The sequence below is a fragment of the Brumimicrobium sp. genome (genome assembly GCA_023957385.1).
Taxonomy (GTDB): Bacteria; Bacteroidota; Bacteroidia; order Flavobacteriales_D; family Crocinitomicaceae; genus Brumimicrobium.
In genome coordinates this window covers 230,197-248,476 of the sequence record JAMLGZ010000001.1, presented here as the reverse complement: position 1 = coordinate 248,476, position 18,280 = coordinate 230,197, and the positions used below count along the sequence as shown (strand labels likewise).

The following is an 18,280-nucleotide window of genomic DNA, read 5'->3' as shown; positions in this document are numbered from 1 at the left end:
GAATTTTAATTTAAAACCCGATGAAAAAATACATCTCATTTTTTATTTTCCTTTTCGGGTTTACCCCATTATTTTCTCAAGATAAGGTCGATTCTTTATTTAAAGAAATAAATAAATGGCAAAAAAAGACTGGAGTTGCTGCAGATACTAATTTGTATAATATCTATTATCAATTAGGGAAAATTTTTCAAAATTCCAATCCTGACACAGCTATTTATTATTTAGATAAAAGCATTGTATATGCAAAACAACAAAACGATAAGCTAAAAGAGGGGGAAAGTATTAGAAATCAAGGCTGGTGTTTTTATATAAAAGGTAATTCTGAAAAAGCAATTCAATATTATAATCAAGTGCTGACTATTGTAGAAGTAGAAGATGGTAAAGAAAGAAAAAAAGAAAAAGTTAAACAATTACAAGCAGCAACCATTATAAATATCGGAACTGTTTATCACAATAAAGGAGATTACTCCAAAGCACTAGACAATTATTTTAAAGCATTAAAAATAAATGAAGAATTAGGAAATAAACAGTATCAAGCCGTTAATCTTTCAAATATTGGACTTGTTTATTCCAATCAAGATGATGACTCCAAAGCATTAGAATATTATTTTAAAGCTTTGAAAATAAATGAAGAGATTGGCAACAAACAGTATCAAGCTGCTATTTTGGGAAATATAGGAGTTATTTATAAAAAACAAGGAGACAACTCCAATGCATTAGACAATTATCTTAAAGCATTAGAAATTACTGAAGAGATTGGGGATAAATATACTCAAGCGATTAATCTTGGAAATATTGGCGCTATTTATGAAAATCAGAAGAATTATTCCGAAGCTTCGAAATACTATTTTAAATCCTTAAAAATAAATGAAGAGACTGGGAATAAAAGTAGTCAAGCGATTAGTTTAGGAAATATCGGAAAAGTTTATATCCGACAACACAAATATAAAGAAGCAGGTCAATATATTCAACAAGCCATAGATTTAGGAGAAGAATTGGGAATAATATATCATTTAAAGAATTTTTATCAATATCAAACATCGGTATATTATCTTACCGGTAATTACAAGGGTGCGTTTGAAGCTTATCAAAAACACATTATGTATCGTGATAGCGTATTTAGTGAAGAGAATCAAAAAGCAGCAGTACAAAAAGAAATGCAATTTGAGTTTGATAAGAAAGAAGCCCTTCAACAAGCAGAACAAGAAAAGAAAGATGCCCTAGCCAAAGAAGAACTGGCTAAGCAAAGAATGCAGCGTAATGGTTTTATTGGAGGATTTATATTGATGCTTGCACTAACAGTAGTTGTTTATCGCAATTATCGTAATAAGAAAAAAGCAAACGATATCATTAGTCAACAAAAAAAGGAAGTAGAACAACAAAAAGACAAGGTAGAAAAAGCCCACGATGAGTTAGCTGAAAAAAACAGAGAAATACTAGATTCCATCACCTATGCCAAACGTATTCAATCAGCAATATTACCTCCTCAAAAACTTGTAAAAGAATACTTGCCCACATCTTTTATTCTTTATAAACCAAAAGACATTGTAGCAGGAGATTTTTACTGGATGGAGCAGAAAGGAGACACTCTCTTGTTTGCTGCTGCCGATTGCACAGGTCATGGAGTTCCAGGAGCAATGGTAAGTGTTGTGTGTAATCATGCCCTCAACCGTAGTGTACGAGAGTACGACCTTCACGAGCCAGGAAAAATTCTAGACAAAACCAGAGAACTTGTCATCGAAGAATTTGAAAAGAGTGAAGATGAAGTAAAAGATGGAATGGATATCTCTCTTTGTGGTCTAAATCTAAAAACGAATACCTTAACTTGGTCAGGTGCTAATAACCCACTTTGGGTAATTAAAAAGGGAGATACAGAAGTAGAGGAAATCAAAGCAAATAAACAACCAATTGGAAAATATGTAGCCCCAGAGCCATTTGATACACATACCATCCAACTTGAAAAAGGAGATTCTATTTACATCTTTACCGATGGGTACCAAGACCAATTTGGAGGAGAAAAAGGGAAAAAATTCAAGGCAAAGAACATGCGAGAATTAATTTTCTCTCTTCAAAACCAGCCCATGGATAATCAACGTGAGGCTATTGATACAGCTTTTGAAGAGTGGAAGATGGACCATGAGCAGGTAGATGATGTGTGCGTGATTGGAGTGAGGATTTAGTTAGTTAAAATTGAAAGTTATCACTCTCAACTTTCAATTTTCATACCGATAGCTATCGGTACTCCACTATAAAAGCTTCTTTAGTAAATTCTTAATCTCATTTTTCTTTCTTATTTTTGAGCTTTCTAAAATTTAATTTCATGAGCAAAATTTTAATCGTCGATGATGAAAAGAGTATTCGTAAAGCTTTACGAGAAATTCTTGAATTTGAAGAATTTGAGGTAGATGAGGCTGAAGACGGAAAAGAGGGGCTCGAAAAAGCAACTGCCCAATTCTATGACATTATCTTTAGTGATATCAAGATGCCTAAAATGGATGGGATGGAATTACTTACAGCTTTGCAAAAAGAGAAAGTAGGTAGTCCAGTGATTATGATATCTGGCCATGGAACAATAGATACAGCAGTAGAAGCAATCAAGAAAGGAGCTTTTGATTTTATTGAAAAGCCTTTAGATCTGAATAGAATTTTAGTAACTGTTCGTAATGCCGGTGAGAAAAGTAATTTAGTGGAAGAAACTAAAATCCTAAAGAAAACAGTTCAACGTTTTAAAGGATCTTCCATTATAGGAGAGTCTGATGAAATCAATCGCATCAAAGAGATGATAGAAAAAGTGGGACCTAGTGAAGCCCGCGTATTGGTTACAGGTCAAAATGGAACGGGTAAAGAATTAGTGGCTAGGTCTTTACATGACAATAGCCCGAGAAAAGAAGAAGCATTTATTGAAGTGAATTGTGCTGCTATTCCTGCTGAATTAATTGAAAGTGAATTATTTGGACATGAGAAAGGGGCTTTTACTTCAGCTGTAAAACAACGTAAAGGAAAATTTGAGTTAGCCACAAAAGGAACGCTTTTCTTAGATGAAATTGGAGATATGAGCTTATCCGCTCAAGCAAAAGTTTTGCGTGCTCTACAAGAAAATATTATTCAACGTGTAGGCGGTGAGAGTAATATTAAGGTAAATCCACGTGTCATCGCTGCAACGAATAAAAATTTACGTCAAGAAATTGATAAAGGTAACTTTAGAGAAGATTTATATCACCGTTTGAGTGTTATTCTCATTCATGTTCCATCTTTGAACGACAGAAAAAATGATATTCCATTGTTGGCAGAACATTTTATGACTATGGTATGTGCTGAACATGGTATTCCTCGTAAGAAATTTACAGATGATGCTTTAGAAGCCTTAAAGAATACCGACTGGACTGGTAATATCCGTGAATTACGTAATATTATCGAACGTATGGTGATTCTTTGTGATGAAAAAATTACAGGCTTTGATGTGAATACATTCTCAAACCCTCGAAAGTAATGAAGTTGTTTTCTTGGTTTAGAAAAACTTCTTTAACACAAGACGTACCCACAGATATGAAATACTTAATCGTCGGCCTCGGAAATCCTGGTGAGAAATACGAAAACACCCGCCATAATATTGGTTTTAAAGTAGTAGAAGCAATAGCAAAAGAAAAGGATGCCACCTTCGACACCGCTAAATTAGGAGATGTAGCTACTGTCAAATGGAAAGGAAGAACAATGATTCTTCTTAAACCCAATACCTATATGAATCTGAGTGGAAAGGCGGTAAATTATTATATGCAATCTGAAAAGATTGATATCGAGAATATACTAGTCGTTGTAGATGATTTAGCCCTACCTTTTGGAAAGCTCAGATTACGTGGGAAGGGAAGTGATGGGGGCCATAACGGATTGAAAGATATTCAAGAGAAACTCAATTCTCAAAATTATGCACGACTACGTTTTGGTGTCGGTAATGAATTCAGTAAAGGGCACCAAGTTGATTATGTGTTGGGTGAATGGAACGAACAGGAAATCAAGCAGATGGATGATCGAATTAAAGTTGCAGTTGATATCATAAAGAGCTTTTCAACAATAGGGCTTAACCGTACTATGTCAGCATGGAATAATAAATAGATGAGCTAAAAGTTAATTCACTTTTTGCTTTCTCTCATTCCAAAATATAAAACCACCAAAAGCTAGAATGATGAGGTTTCTAATCAAGAAGGGGAAAATACCCGGATTTACTTCTATATTTATATAAACAAAATAGATAACAACAGCTATCATGCTGTATAATATGAACTTAGGGATATTATATGGTATGGGGTAGAGCTTACTTCCTAAGAGATAAGATACCAGCATCTGACCAAAATAAACAATAAAAGTAGCCCATGCACACGCCATGTAACCATAAATAGGAATGAATATGAAATTCAGCGTAATGGTAATCGTTGCGCCACCCAATGCGATATATGCTCCATATTTAGTTTGACCACTTAACTTATACCAAATACTTTGGTTGATATATATACCAGACCAAACATTAGCTAAAAGTAATATCGGAACCACTTTTAATCCCTCCCAATAAGCTTGATTAGGAATAAAGTATTTAAAAATATCGATGTTTAAAGTGACTACTAAGAAACTGAAGAACAGGACTCCCACTAGGTAATTCATCACCTTTACATAGATATCATTTCTATTCTCTTTTTTAGCATGTGCAAAAAAGAAAGGTTCTGCAGCATAGCGAAATGCTTGTAAGAAAATAGTGATAATCATAGCTAATTTATAACTGGCACTATAGATACCGACTTGGGATTCTGCAAATGTAAGCGCTTCGCTAGCCGACATTCCTTCTAAGGAACTGTGGTAACTCAAATATTTCAGCATAATCCTATCTACAGTTTCATTTACGATGTAAGCAAAACCAGCTAAAGCTAAAGGGAAGCTGTATTTAACCATCCTTTTGATGAGTTGCCCATCCCACTTCCATCTAAGCTGAAAAAAGTCTTTATATAATAGGATAGTTTTACTAAACGAAGCAATCAAATTAGCGATTAAAATAAAGCGTACACCTACTGCTGCTGGTTGGGTAAGTGGTTGAAACACCAACAACATTAAAATAAGATTCAAGGCGATATTTATTCCTATACCTGTTAACTGAACTCCTGCAAATTTTAAGGCTCTTTCTTCTGCTCTTAGTTTTGCCAACGGAATAGCAGTTATCGCATCTACAACCACCACCCCTGCTAATAATAAAATATATTCCGGGTTATCCGGATAAAGCATCTTATTTGCAATAGCTTGATAAAAAACAGCTATGAGAACAATAAAAACAAGATTAACCGAGAGTATGATTAACATAGAATTTCGGAAGATGCGTTCTTTATCTTCAGGCTTATCTGAAAGAAACTTAAAAAATGCTGTTTCCATTCCAAAAGTGAGTAACACCATCAAAAATGCCACCCATGCGTATAATTCGGATACCACTCCATAATCAGAAGTATGCAGAAAAACTACTACGTAAAGGGGTACTAAAAGATAATTTAAGAGTCGCCCTACAATGCTAGACAAACCATAAATGGCAGTCTGACCAGCTAATTTTTGAATGGGATTACTCATGTTTTTCAAATACGATACTATCCTAATTTATATTACAAAGTTATAAAATAGTTTCTTTGTAAACTTGAATTTAAGAATTAACCGTAAAGAGAACAAAATTTTTCTCGCGAAGGTTGCAAAGCTTTGTGATCTTTGCGCTAACCTTAGTGATTATACAGCTGAAATTTCAAAGAATAGAATGACTGATTCTTTTTTATTGTTTAATGATTTTAAAATTGTACAGCTGTTTATTTGCTATAAAGGATAAAAAATAAATACCAGGATTACAATTGATTAGATTAATTGAGTTTCCTTTTTGTTCAAATTCAATCTTACTTCCTCTTATATCTCTAATTTGTATTTTAGAGGGGGAAATATCTTCTGGTAAGTTAAAAGAATTTTCAAAAGGATTTGGGTAAGGACCTATCTTATTTCCTTCAGGATTGAAAGAGGATAATGAGCCTACAAATTGTGAAAAATCCTTCACAAAAGCAAACCAAAACATAGTAATCTTATTTCCCTCTTCGTCTATATAGCCGTAATCAGGTACAAAAGAGTTATCATAGAACGTGATTGGTTGATTAGTAATATTATTCATATAAAGTTTTAAATGGCTTGGAGCACCAACGTCCCACCATCCACCAGGATGGTAACTTGTAAAAATAGATGACTGCCTACAAGTATCCCAAAATTCTGTTCCCTTATTCCAGCTAATATTAACAGGCCAGTGGTTTGTAAATATTTGTATAGGGATTGGGGATCCAAGCTTTTCCACAGCACAATCATAAGGTATTATTCTTTTTTTGAAATTAAATTGGTCATCCCCAGGCGAAATTAATCCCTCCGTGGCGCGTACATCTAAGGAAGCTGTATCTATTGGAGTAGTTTTAATATTTACTTCACCAAACTGAGGATTAATTGTTTCTAAAGCACTTGGGTCATAACCTAAAGTAATAGTATCCTTATTCCCTGCCGCATCTTCAAAATACAGCTGGAATTCAAATTCAGGGATTTGGGAGAAACTGTTTGCCCCTATCAGCATAAACAATAAAAGATATACGTGTTTCATCATAGTTCTGTTTAAGGTTATCTCTTGTAAATATACGATAATATGTTCAAATAATGGAATATACTTTGAGATTCTTGGGTCTAAATCAATTAACCGTAAAGAGCGCAAAGTTTTTCTCGCAGAGGGCACAAAGTTTTTTTTGTAGAGAACGAATTAGCCGCGAAGGGGGCAGAACTTTGTGATCTTTGCGCCAACCTTAGCGATCTTTGCGCTTAAACTTGCGGTTAATCAGTTAAATCCTATCTTTGCATCATCATGAGAATTGGAGTTAATGCACGATTTTTACTGACCAAAAAGATGGAGGGTTTTGGTTGGTACAGCTATGAAACCCTTTCTCGAATTACCAAAAATCATCCGGAACACGAATTTATTTTCTTTTTTGATAGAGCCTACGATACAAAATTTCTCTTTTCAGAAAATATTACCCCGGTGGTATTAGCCCCACAGGCGAGACATCCTATTTTACAAGTAATCTGGTTTGATTTTTCAGTTAAAAAAGCACTTAAGAAGTATAAATGCGATGCTTTTGTGTCGCCCGATGGATACCTGTCCTTAACTTCAGATATGCCACAATTAGCGGTTATCCACGACCTCAATTTTGAACACCATCCAGAAGATTTACCGCCATATCTCCTTAAATTTTTAAGAAAACGTTTCCCCTTATTTGCTCAAAAAGCAACGCATATTTGCACGGTTTCTCAATTTTCTAAAGATGATTTGATACAGACCTACAAAATTCCTGCTGATAAGATAAGTGTTACCCACAACGGAGCTTCACCTGTTTTTAAACCCATTGAAGAAACAGAAAAACAAACTGTTCGTGATAAATTCACTGCAGGGAAACCCTTTATTGTGTTTGTGGGTGCTATTCACAAACGCAAAAATGTTGGGCGACTCATTGAAGCATATAAAAAGCTAAAAAAGAATCCAGATTTTCCTTTTCATTTATTGCTTGTCGGAGAACCTATGTGGAAGAGTCAGGCTATTCAAGTAAGTGAAGCAGACAAACAATATATTCATTTCACCGGACATTTGTCCTTGGAAGAGCTTGCAAGTATTGTCGGCAGTGCAGAATGTTTAGCCTTTATCAGTTATTTTGAAGGATTTGGAATTCCATTAGTGGAAGCCATGCGGGCAGGAACACCTGTCTTAGCTGGAAATTTGACATCTCTCCCTGAAATTGGTGGAGACGCGGTACTCTATTGCGATCCTTTTTCTGTTGATAATATTCAGACTCAATTAGAGAAATTAGTATCGGATAAAGAATTACAGAAGACTTTAACTGCTAAAGGACTTGACCGTGCAACACAATTTACGTGGGATAGAACCGCTGAAGAATTATGGAAAGGAATCGTACGGATTTTACCTAAAAAGGATTAGTTTTGTTGCTATGGGGGTAGAGATTTTTACAGACGGAGCATCCAAAGGTAACCCGGGACCTGGAGGTTACGGTGCCATCTTACGTTTTAAGGGAAAAGAAAAAGAATTATCGGAAGGTTTCCGCAAAACGACTAATAACCGAATGGAATTATTAGCTGTTATCGTAGCACTTGAAAATCTCAAGACCGATAAATATAAAGTTACAGTTTATTCCGATTCCAAATATGTAGTTGATGCTGTACAACAAGGATGGGTTTTTGGTTGGCAAAAAAAAGGATTTAAGGGTAAAAAGAATCCCGATTTATGGCAGCGCTATCTAAAATTACATCAATTATATAATCCCACTTTTGTATGGGTAAAAGGTCATGCAGGCCATCCTGAAAACGAGCGTTGTGACCAATTAGCGGTTCAAGCAGCAGAGCAGTCAACCCTATTGATAGATAAAGGATTTGAAGAAAATGACGCAGAAAATTCACTTTTTGAGTAGGATGATATCAATTATTTTCATAACTTAAGTCAAACCTAAATTAAAATCATCCCTATGAAAAAGAAATGGCTTATCAAAGAAGCACCTGATTTACAGCAGGTTCAGAAACTTAAAAATGAATTAAAATTAGAAGAAGTAATCGCTTATTTACTCATACAACGTGGTATAACTGATTATGAAAATATGCGTGTTTTCTTCCGAGGTACACTTCAAGAATTGCACGATCCTTTCTTAATGCTCCACATGAAAGAAGCAGTTCAACGCGTAAATAAAGCACTTCTCAATAAGGAGAAAATCCTGATTTATGGTGATTATGACGTAGATGGCACTACTGCTGTGACGATGATGTATAGCTTTCTTTCCAAACATACTTCAAACCTTGATTATTATATTCCAGATAGATACAAAGAAGGATATGGCGTAAGTGAGCAAGGTATTCATTTTGCAAAAGACAATGGTTTTTCTCTGATTATTACGCTTGACTGTGGGATAAAAGCCAACGAACAAGCAGATTTAGCCAAATCTCTTGGTATAGATATGATTGTGTGTGACCACCATACACCCGGAGAAGTTTTACCAGCTGCTATTGTACTGGATCCAAAGCAAAAAAATTGCGAATATCCCTATAAAGAACTCTCTGGTTGTGGTGTCGGATTTAAGTTATTACAAGCCTTGAGCATGGAGAATAAATGGGATATGAAAGAGTTATTTTCCTATCTCGATTTATTAGCAATCAGTATAGGTGCTGATATTGTGCCTGTGACAGGTGAAAATAGATTGTTAGCTCAACATGGACTGAAAACACTCAATCAAAACACTCGTTTGAGCATAGATTGGATGTTAAAATTGGCTAAAAAAGAAAAGCCTTTGACGTTGACAGATGTGGTTTTTACAATTGCGCCACGAATCAATGCAGCAGGACGACTGGAAGACGCAAAAAGTGTTGTAGAATTGCTTTCATCCAATGATGAAGAAAAAATCAAAGATATCGCCCAAAAAATTCAGGATTTAAATGATGAACGTCGTAGTTTAGATAAAGTCACAACGCAAGAAGCTCTTGAAATTATTAAGGAACAAAAAGATTTTGATAATAAAGTAACAACCGTTGTTTACAAAGAAGATTGGCACAAAGGAGTAATCGGAATTGTAGCCTCTCGCCTCATTGAAAATTATTACCGTCCGACCATTGTGTTAACTCAATCAGAAGATGGAAACTTTTGGACAGGTTCTGCACGAAGTATTGATGAAATTAATATTTATGAAGTGCTCGATAAATGTAAAGAAACCCTGGAGCAATTTGGAGGTCACTTTCATGCAGCAGGACTAACACTCACAGCCAAAAATTTACCCCATTTTCTGGAAAAATTCGAACAAGAAGTATCCAAAATAGTGGGTGATGATGATTTGATTGAAGAGCAACTCATCGAACGAGAGTTAAAATTTAATGAGCTATTCACAATGGGCGAATCTGTAACCCAAATCCCTCGATTAATGCGAGTTTTAAGTCAGTTTGAACCCTATGGGCCCGACAATATGCGTCCGCTATTCTTAGCCAAAAATGTATATGCCCGAAATATCAAAATATTGAAAGATGAACATTTAAAAATGGAGGTCTTTCAACCTGATTTTCAAAAGCCCATAGATGCTATATTTTTTAATAATTCATCCATATACGAAGCTATTCGGGACACCCCATTTGATATGGTTTTTACGTTGGAAGAAAATCAATTTAGAGGAAAATCTACTCCTCAGTTAATGGTTAAAGATATACGCCCATTATTATAAATTTTTTGATTATGAGGTTTTATAATTATTTTTAATACAATGAAAATCAAAACATTTTTATCAAAAATGTATCGATTAATAAAAAAAAGTCTATTTTTACGTGCTAAATGTGTAAACTATGCTTAATAAATCACATTAATCATTGATTATAAGCACTTTACCATTTATACTAACTTTAAAAAATACTTATAATGAAAGGTAAATTACTATTAGTATCTCTTCTTTTTACAACTTTGACTTTTGCACAGTCATCTTCTGTTGCAAAAGCAGAAGCATCTTATGAGAGTGGAAAATATTTTGAAGCTGCAGAACTCGCAGTAGCAGCATACAATAAGACTTCTCCAAAGAATGATAAAGCATTAGCCTTGAAATCAAAACTAGCGTATGAGGCTGGGTATTCTTATGATAGAGCCTTTAATATAGATAAAGCGATTGAGTGGTATCAAAGAGCAATTGATTTAAAGTATGCTGACAAGAATCCGTATGTATATTTTAGATTAGCTGAACAATATAAACAGCAGGCAAAATATGATAAGGCAAAAGAAAATTATGAGAGTTTCTTGAAATTGGTGCCTGGAGATGAGCAAGCAAAGAATGCATTAGCAGCTCTTCAAAAAGCAGTAGTAATGAAGGAAAACAGAACTCGTTATACTGTTCAATCTGAAACAAAAATTAATGATGTTGGTATGGACATGGCACCAGCTATTGCAAGTCGTAGAGGTGATGCTATTGTTTTTGGTTCTACTCGACCAGCTCCAACAACAAATGGGAAAGATCCAATTACTGGCGAAGGTTTCTTCAATATTTGGGAAGTAGAAAAAGACAGAAGTGGTAATTGGCAAGCTCCTAAGTTATTTGAAATGGATAGCTTAAACACAAATTGGAGTGAAGGTACACTCGTATTTGATGGAAGATTTAGAAATGTATATTTCACAAGATGTCCAACCATTAAGAAAAAAGATTTAGGTTGCCAAATTTGGACGGCAGAGAAAAAAGGACAAAAATTTTCTATGCCTGAAAGAATTATGTTGGCATCAAGTGATACTATTAGTGTAGGTCATCCACTTCCAAACGAAGATGGTACAACCTTAATTTTTGCTTCTGATTTACCAGGTGGTTTTGGTGGAAAAGATCTTTGGTTTACTCAATATGATAAAAGAGGTAAATCATGGAGTGCTCCAGTTAACTTAGGTGCAGAGATTAACACCCCAGGCGATGAGTTATTCCCAACGTATGCATTAAATGGAGATTTACTATTCTCTTCAAATGGTCGCCAAGGATTAGGTGGTTTAGATTTGTATCGTGCAACAAAAACGGATGATCCAAAGAAATTTACAGATGTTAAGAACTTAGGAACACCGCTTAACTCAGATGCTGATGATTATCATTTGACAGAAATTGATTCTAAAAATGGTTTCTTTACATCTAACAGAACTGGTTCAAAAGGAAATAATAACCTTCCTGATATATGGTCTTATAAATTACCTCCAAACTTATTTGATTTAAAAGTAATCGTTTCCGAAGTAGGAGAAGATACTAAAATTGCTGGAGCAACAGTAGAGGTGACTACCGTTGGTGGTGGTAAATTTACTGGAGTTACTAATAAAGATGGAGTTATTTTCTGGGACAAAAAACCAGATGGAGATAGATTTATCAATGAAGAATCTGAATATACTGTAAAAGTATTACCTAAAGAAGGATTCCACGAAAGTGATAACGTAGAATCTTTTTCTACCAAAGGATTGGAATACGACCAAAACTTTATCTTAGAGATGAGTTTACTTCCAAAAACTCCAATCGTTCTTCCAGAGGTTCGTTACGATTTAGGTTCAGCAGTACTACAAGTAATCGACGGAGTTATTAATTCTAAAGACTCTTTAAATTATGTAGTTGAACTATTAAACGAGTATCCTGGAATGGTGTTGAAGCTACTTTCTCACACAGACTCTCGTGGTTCTGCTAAATCTAACGAAGATCTTGCAAAACGAAGAGCTCAGTCTTGTGTAGATTACTTAGTGAAAGAAAAAGGTGTTGATCCAAATAGATTAGTTGCTGTTGGTATGGGTGAGAATGCTCCTCGTACAGTTTATTTAAAAGATGGGGTTTATTATGCTAAGAAACCAGTAGGTGACTATGAACCAATTAAATTAACTGAAGCTTATATTAATAAATTCCAAAAATCAGATAAGGAATTATTTGAGAAACTCCACCAGTTTAACCGTAGAACGGAAGCAGATGTAGTGAGAATGGATTATAAGCCAGGTCAATCAAATGAGACTCCAACTGAGAAAACTGAGAATAAATAAATCTTATAAATAGAATTGAAAAGGGACTAGAAATAGTCCCTTTTTTATTTATATCCCTTATTGGGATAGGTAATTTTGTAACACGAATATCAGAATGAGAAATCTCATTCAATCATTTTAACCTAAGTTCTTTTTACACATAATTTCAATAATCAAGCTTAGATTATGAGCAAGGCTCTCCCCTTTTTTGGGGATTGTGTAATACTATACATCCCCTACCTTTACAAAAAAATAATTGCTTATGAATGAATTCTTTAAAAAACCATTAATTAAGAACATTGGGATTGGTTTCGTATTGTTTATTGTACTTTATCTTTTATTTAGATTTTTTACTGATGTGAGAATATTTCAAGACTATGCTTTTCTATTCTCCTTAGTTCTTACAGTAATTTTTATAGTAGGGAGATATATTACATTAAAATTATATCAAGATGGCACAATAAGCGAACTAAATCCTGATAATCCCTTCTTTACTGAGGAAGAAATTAAAGAAATGGAAACCAAAAAATTATTCGATAAAGATGACGAACTTATACGAGAGATAGATGAAGCAGCTTTAGAAGATGATGATGATTATTAGGGAGCGAATAAAAGTATAAATCCAATTAATTTGTTATAAATATATGATAATGAGTGATGTGTCAGCCCTAAAATTTGGTGCATATTGTGACAACAACAAGAACAGAAAACAACTTGAAGCGTATAATCAAGCGTGGGAGGATTTTGATGCACAGAATTATTTCCAAGGTGTAGAAAATATCCTTTTTTATTTAAAGGATGAAAACGAAGGTAACTTACAAATAATCTCAAATGAGAATGGTTCACTTTCTTTTGAAATGTATCAAGGTTCAGCTAAATTAACAGGAAGCTTTGATGGAAATCGATTTTATGCATCAGCTGTTATTACTAAATTAGAGAAAGCTAGTTCCATTGTAATGCGTAAACTACTAGATAGGAATCAAGGATTGTTGTTTTCTCGTATTGCTTTAAAAACTGATAAAACTCTATCAGCCATTATGAGCTATACCGTGCAAATGCTTAAACCAGATGTTATCTATTATGGCTTGAGAGAATTATTATTATTAGCTGATGAATTAGACGATTTCCTTATTTTAAATTTTGGAAATGCTGTATCTGAAGCCGATAGCTCATTAAAACTACAAATTCCTGAACAAGAGATAGATTTAAAATACAAGTATGCACAAAAATGGATAACAGAAACACTTCAATATCTGAATACCTTTAATAGACCTGATCTTGCTAATTATAACGTGTATATTCTCTTAACGCTGGTTACAAGAATTTCTTATTTATGTGCACCTAAGTCATTTCTAGAAGAAAAACTGATAGAGATTTCAAGTTCATATTGGATTAATTCTCAAGATGGAACACAGCCACAATCAACTCTTATGAGTCAAATGATTCAAAAAATTCATGAAATTCAAAATATTCCTGAGCAAGAATTTAAAGCATGTCTCTATCGTACACGAGATTCTTTTCATAAAGGAAATGTCATGAATTTTAAAAGTATCAAAGAGAGCTTAGATTGGGGAATAGATATGATCAAATATTTACAAAATAATAATTTCCATAGTCACGCTTTATATCTCACAGAATATACCTTCGGCTGTTTGTTATTTGATTATAACACACTCAATATAATCAATAAAATTTACCATTTAGAGATGATGTTAATACACGAAGATTTCTTTCAAGAATTGGATATAATCTCTCCTGAGTTAATAGATAATAATGGGGTTTTCAAAAAAGATTTTGTAGAATCTTATATCAAAGAAGTGGTGGACAAGCATAAAGAATTATCCCCAGATCCAATAGTTTTTGATTATTCAAGTATCGATTATACAAATAAGTTGACTTTCTGCATGAGTCTTTGTACTTCAACTTCTAAGATGTTATCTATTTACGAATAAACTTTTTATATGAACGCACAAGATATTATTGAAAAATACCGCTCGTATGTGGTACAAATTGCCACAGGGAGCTCAACAGGAACAGGATTCTTTATTGCCGAGCACCAATTAATTGCAACCAATTATCATGTTATTAAAGGAAATTGGGTGGTAACTGTAAGAGGCGAATTAATAGATAGTCAATCTGCTAAAGTAATTTTCACGCATCCTCGTTGGGATATTGCATTTCTTCAGATAGAAACGCCAATTGGAGTTCAAGAAAGTTTATTAACGAAACAAGAGATATTAGTTAGAGAGGGTGATTCTGTGATCGCTATTGGACATCCATTTGGGCTTACTTACTCAGCTACACAAGGAGTAATTAGTAGAAATAACCGCAAGTACGAAGGTATGACTTATTTTCAGACTGATACGCCAATAAATCCTGGAAATAGCGGAGGACCTTTAATTAATTTGAATGGTAAAATTATAGGAATGAATACCTTTATTATTGATCATGCGAATAATATTGGATTTGCACTACCATATAGCTATATTAATGAAGCATTAAACACCTGTTTACAGTTCAGAGGAGCAACTACAACTGTCTGTCCTTCATGTCTAGTTCCTGTTTTTGAAGGCTGTGTAGATATGGAAAAGTATTGTATGAATTGTGGTACTGAAGTAGAATTACCTGGTAATCAACAAGAGACTATCACAGAGGTTAAAGGAGATGTAGCATCTGTTATTGAAAAGGCCTTAGAATTGATGAGATGTTCACCAATAGAGTGTAGGAACGGAGAAAATCGATGGACATTGACGTTTGGAGATACAACTATCAACATCTTCTACCAGCCACACAAATATACAATCTATGTTGATGGAACTATGGGAGAAATTCCTAAGGAGAATATTGGAGATTTATACGAATATATGTTGCGTGAGAATGATAATGATGATTTGTATTACTTCTTTACCGTACAAGGAAACGTATATATCTCGGCTGCTATTCCAAATATGGAAATAACAGCACAAGAATGTCACGATATTTTTAGACATATTTTTGAGAAATGTGATGATTATTTTCAAATACTCAGAGACCATTTTGGAGTTGAACCAACGGTGTTTCTTGACACATAAAAGAGGTAATTATGAAATGGAAATCACTATTTAGTAAGGAAGAAGATACTACTAAAGGCTTTTTAGTTGAGACGTCTGATAAAATCCAGCAAGGGGAAAACCATAATGATACAAGCAAGAATCAAAATCTTTACAAAGGTCCTATTTTAGATACTTCTCCAAGTGAATTCGAGTACCTTCCGCTTCCAGAATTAACAGGTATTCAGCTTGGATCTTATCCCGCATATCTTAAATCAGAGAAACAAAATACAGCGTATGGACTCTTTTGGACTTTTGCAGATTTAGAAAATTATAATTCGGCCCTTGAAGGAATATTGTTTTTTCTCCAAAATAAAGAGAAAACTAATGTAAAATACACCGTTAGAGAGGATGAAACCTTGTCTTTTGAGATCATACACGAACTCTGTAAAGTTGAAGGTTTCTTTGATGGAAAAGTGTTGCATGCATCCACACTTATTGCCCGTAAAAAAGAGAATGATCCCTATTTAATGAAACGGCTTATATATCGAAACGACGGTATGAGATATTGTCGTATAGCTATACAAAATGAGGATGAAATTGTGAATGTACTGAACCTACGTACTACGGCTATTAGTCCAGAAACATTGATAGAAGCATTTATAGAACTTGTATATGGTGTAGAGGATGTTCAATATCTTCTACAAAAAGAGTTTAAAAAGGATGTACTACCTTTCGATGAGTCACTCAGAATCTCCTTACCTGAGAAAGAGGTTGAAACAAAGTGTTTTTACACTAGAAAATGGATTGGAGAAATAACCAGTTTCTTGGATGCTCACCAACAAAAGGATTTTAAAAATATGAATACTTATTTGCCGGGGTTGTTAATCCGACGAATCATGTATTTGTGCGGACCCATTGATCCGTTGAGATCTCTTTTGTATAAGGTAGATAATCCGTTATATAGAGTAGAGATTAGAAAAGGATATAGTGTGGACGAACTTTATAAACTGTCCATGAAGGAAATGGAGGCAATAAAGGTTATCTCTGATGAGCAGTTAAAAGCATCTTTCGTACGTGTAACCTCAACATTTCAAGTATATAAGAAATTCTCTTACGAAGAGGCATCTGAAGGATTCGGATATGATTTTATTGTGAATGCTGCAAAAAATGCATCAAAACGAGGACAAGTTGATTACAGCCTATATCTACTAGAATCTGCCATGATTTATTTGCTCCATAACTTTCAAATTTCTTATTTCCTAAGAGGTATTTGTCATTTAGAACTTATGGTAATCCATGCCGATTACTTTAAAGAGCTTGGGATTTTGCCAGATAATGCTTTAAATGAAAACGGTATTCCTCAAGAAGTTTATGTAAAGAATTATTTTCATGCAATCCATGAAAATAATAAAGATACTTCTTCAGAATTGATTGATTATACTATTTCAGATTTAAACTATAATTCAGTTTACGACTTTTGTATGAGTCTTTGTGAATTAATGTTACCCTTAACTATTTCACTACAAAAAAATAAACAATCATGAATACAGCTGAGGCTATACAGTTTGCTAAAAAGTTTGTGGTTCAAATCCTAGCAGGTGAAAAACGAGGTTCAGGATTTTATTACCATGAATATGAATATGTTATAACTACTCATGATTTAGTTGAAGATTACTGGGTTGTTACTGTAGAAGGTTCTTATATTGAAAATCAAGCGGCAAGAGTACTTTATATAGACCCTGTTTGGAATATTGCTGTTATCAAATTATCTCAAAGTATAAAACCATTAAATTATCCTGTAGGTAGTATCAATTCAATTATTGTGGAAAAGGCTCCTTCCATAGCTCTTGGATATGCCTATGGAGAAGAATTTACTGCTTCTGTGGGGACACTGTCTAAAAAAAATCGCTTACGGAATGGAATAGCTTATATTAGAACAAGTGCAAAAATTACTCCGGAAAACAGTGGTGGTCCTTTGATAGACGCTAACGGTGTCATTATTGGAATGAATGTATTTATGGAGAATAATGAAGATGATTATGGCTATGCTATTTGGTTGAATTACATTGTAGGTACTATAAATGTGGCATATACGTATGAAAATCTATATAAAGCAGTTATCGCATGTCCAGGTTGTCATACACCAGTTCATCGTAATTTTATAGACGATTTTAAATATTGTGTTCGTTGTGGTACGGAAGTGAAGCTACCTGACTTTGAGATACATTCTGAATCTCAAAATACAGAAAAAAACAAGCAAGTAGTTTCTTTTGTTGAAAAAGCAATTCGCTATGCTAGATTTCAGGTAGATACTTGTCGGATGGGATATAATACTTGGGTATTGAAAGATCGTAAATTACGCTTCGAAATTAAATACCAACCTGAAGCGGGTACTGTTTACATAAATGCTATTATTGCAGAAATCACAAAAAATAATCAACCTGAATTATATAATTTTATCCTTTCAGAAAATAATAACACAGATGCGTATTACTTCACAATGCGTGAAAATTACCTCTTTTTATGTGCAAGTATCAACCATTTTGGGATTCCTCCAGAGGATGCGGCCGAAATTATAAAACTGATAATGGATAAAGGAGTTTTTTATGCTGAAACTATAGGAAATAGGTATGAGGCTGATATACTATATACAGAAAATTAACAA

At 34.1% G+C, this 18,280-nt stretch carries 14 protein-coding genes; 12 read left to right on the top strand and 2 right to left on the bottom strand.

Annotated features, from left to right (window positions below):
- Positions 1-20 precede the first annotated feature (20 nt).
- From M9897_01080 to pth, 3 genes are all read left to right on the top strand, one after another.
- Positions 21-2,180 carry a tetratricopeptide repeat protein gene (locus M9897_01080; GenBank protein ID MCO5267473.1) on the top strand — a complete coding sequence of 720 codons (2,160 nt, stop codon included), beginning with the start codon at positions 21-23 and terminating at the stop codon, positions 2,178-2,180.
- A gap of 140 nt (positions 2,181-2,320) precedes the next feature.
- Positions 2,321-3,490, top strand: coding sequence for a sigma-54 dependent transcriptional regulator (locus M9897_01075; protein MCO5267472.1), 1,170 nt, complete (start codon positions 2,321-2,323; stop codon positions 3,488-3,490).
- Entirely contained in the window at positions 3,490-4,110 is a 621-nt protein-coding gene (gene pth / locus M9897_01070) for an aminoacyl-tRNA hydrolase (GenBank protein ID MCO5267471.1), read from the top strand. Before M9897_01075 ends, pth begins: the two co-directional genes overlap by 1 nt.
- Before the next feature lie 12 nt (positions 4,111-4,122).
- Here pth and M9897_01065 read toward each other — a convergent pair whose 3' ends face one another.
- Positions 4,123-5,598, bottom strand: coding sequence for an oligosaccharide flippase family protein (locus tag M9897_01065; protein MCO5267470.1), 1,476 nt, complete (start codon positions 5,596-5,598; stop codon positions 4,123-4,125).
- 193 nt (positions 5,599-5,791) lie between these two features.
- Positions 5,792-6,646 (bottom strand): T9SS type A sorting domain-containing protein, encoded by an 855-nt coding sequence (locus M9897_01060; protein ID MCO5267469.1) that lies wholly within the window; start codon positions 6,644-6,646, stop codon positions 5,792-5,794.
- 255 nt (positions 6,647-6,901) lie between these two features.
- Here M9897_01060 and M9897_01055 point away from each other — a divergent pair, with 255 nt between their 5' ends.
- From M9897_01055 to M9897_01015, 9 genes are all read left to right on the top strand, one after another.
- The gene (locus M9897_01055; protein MCO5267468.1) at positions 6,902-8,026 is read left to right on the top strand and encodes a glycosyltransferase family 4 protein; all 1,125 of its coding nucleotides are present in this window, start codon (positions 6,902-6,904) and stop codon (positions 8,024-8,026) included.
- Positions 8,027-8,036: 10 nt separating this feature from the next.
- Positions 8,037-8,513: a ribonuclease HI gene (gene rnhA, locus M9897_01050; protein ID MCO5267467.1), complete on the top strand. Its 477-nt coding sequence runs from the start codon at positions 8,037-8,039 to the stop codon at positions 8,511-8,513.
- A gap of 54 nt (positions 8,514-8,567) precedes the next feature.
- Positions 8,568-10,298 (top strand): single-stranded-DNA-specific exonuclease RecJ, encoded by a 1,731-nt coding sequence (gene recJ / locus M9897_01045; protein ID MCO5267466.1) that lies wholly within the window; start codon positions 8,568-8,570, stop codon positions 10,296-10,298.
- Between the two features lie 191 nt (positions 10,299-10,489).
- Positions 10,490-12,604, top strand: coding sequence for an OmpA family protein (locus M9897_01040; GenBank protein ID MCO5267465.1), 2,115 nt, complete (start codon positions 10,490-10,492; stop codon positions 12,602-12,604).
- Between the two features lie 241 nt (positions 12,605-12,845).
- Entirely contained in the window at positions 12,846-13,184 is a 339-nt protein-coding gene (locus M9897_01035) for a hypothetical protein (protein ID MCO5267464.1), read from the top strand.
- Between the two features lie 49 nt (positions 13,185-13,233).
- Positions 13,234-14,535, top strand: a complete 1,302-nt coding sequence (locus tag M9897_01030) for a hypothetical protein (protein MCO5267463.1) — start codon at positions 13,234-13,236, stop codon at positions 14,533-14,535.
- A 9-nt stretch (positions 14,536-14,544) separates the two neighbouring features.
- Positions 14,545-15,654 carry a trypsin-like peptidase domain-containing protein gene (locus tag M9897_01025; protein MCO5267462.1) on the top strand — a complete coding sequence of 370 codons (1,110 nt, stop codon included), beginning with the start codon at positions 14,545-14,547 and terminating at the stop codon, positions 15,652-15,654.
- Positions 15,655-15,665: 11 nt separating this feature from the next.
- The gene (locus M9897_01020) at positions 15,666-17,159 is read left to right on the top strand and encodes a hypothetical protein (GenBank protein ID MCO5267461.1); all 1,494 of its coding nucleotides are present in this window, start codon (positions 15,666-15,668) and stop codon (positions 17,157-17,159) included.
- Positions 17,156-18,277 carry a trypsin-like peptidase domain-containing protein gene (locus tag M9897_01015; protein MCO5267460.1) on the top strand — a complete coding sequence of 374 codons (1,122 nt, stop codon included), beginning with the start codon at positions 17,156-17,158 and terminating at the stop codon, positions 18,275-18,277. The genes M9897_01020 and M9897_01015 overlap by 4 nt, the downstream gene beginning before the upstream one ends.
- Positions 18,278-18,280: the final 3 nt, after the last annotated feature.

Excerpts from the sequence above, each read along its gene's own strand:
- M9897_01080 (MCO5267473.1), top strand. The coding sequence starts at position 21 with ATGAAAAAATACATCTCATTTTTTATTTTCCTTTTCGGGTTTACCCCA.
- M9897_01075 (MCO5267472.1), top strand. The coding sequence starts at position 2,321 with ATGAGCAAAATTTTAATCGTCGATGATGAAAAGAGTATTCGTAAAGCT.
- pth (MCO5267471.1), top strand. The coding sequence starts at position 3,490 with ATGAAGTTGTTTTCTTGGTTTAGAAAAACTTCTTTAACACAAGACGTA.
- M9897_01065 (MCO5267470.1), bottom strand. The coding sequence starts at position 5,598 with ATGAGTAATCCCATTCAAAAATTAGCTGGTCAGACTGCCATTTATGGT.
- M9897_01060 (MCO5267469.1), bottom strand. The coding sequence starts at position 6,646 with ATGAAACACGTATATCTTTTATTGTTTATGCTGATAGGGGCAAACAGT.
- M9897_01055 (MCO5267468.1), top strand. The coding sequence starts at position 6,902 with ATGAGAATTGGAGTTAATGCACGATTTTTACTGACCAAAAAGATGGAG.
- rnhA (MCO5267467.1), top strand. The coding sequence starts at position 8,037 with ATGGGGGTAGAGATTTTTACAGACGGAGCATCCAAAGGTAACCCGGGA.
- recJ (MCO5267466.1), top strand. The coding sequence starts at position 8,568 with ATGAAAAAGAAATGGCTTATCAAAGAAGCACCTGATTTACAGCAGGTT.
- M9897_01040 (MCO5267465.1), top strand. The coding sequence starts at position 10,490 with ATGAAAGGTAAATTACTATTAGTATCTCTTCTTTTTACAACTTTGACT.
- M9897_01035 (MCO5267464.1), top strand. The coding sequence starts at position 12,846 with ATGAATGAATTCTTTAAAAAACCATTAATTAAGAACATTGGGATTGGT.
- M9897_01030 (MCO5267463.1), top strand. The coding sequence starts at position 13,234 with ATGAGTGATGTGTCAGCCCTAAAATTTGGTGCATATTGTGACAACAAC.
- M9897_01025 (MCO5267462.1), top strand. The coding sequence starts at position 14,545 with ATGAACGCACAAGATATTATTGAAAAATACCGCTCGTATGTGGTACAA.
- M9897_01020 (MCO5267461.1), top strand. The coding sequence starts at position 15,666 with ATGAAATGGAAATCACTATTTAGTAAGGAAGAAGATACTACTAAAGGC.
- M9897_01015 (MCO5267460.1), top strand. The coding sequence starts at position 17,156 with ATGAATACAGCTGAGGCTATACAGTTTGCTAAAAAGTTTGTGGTTCAA.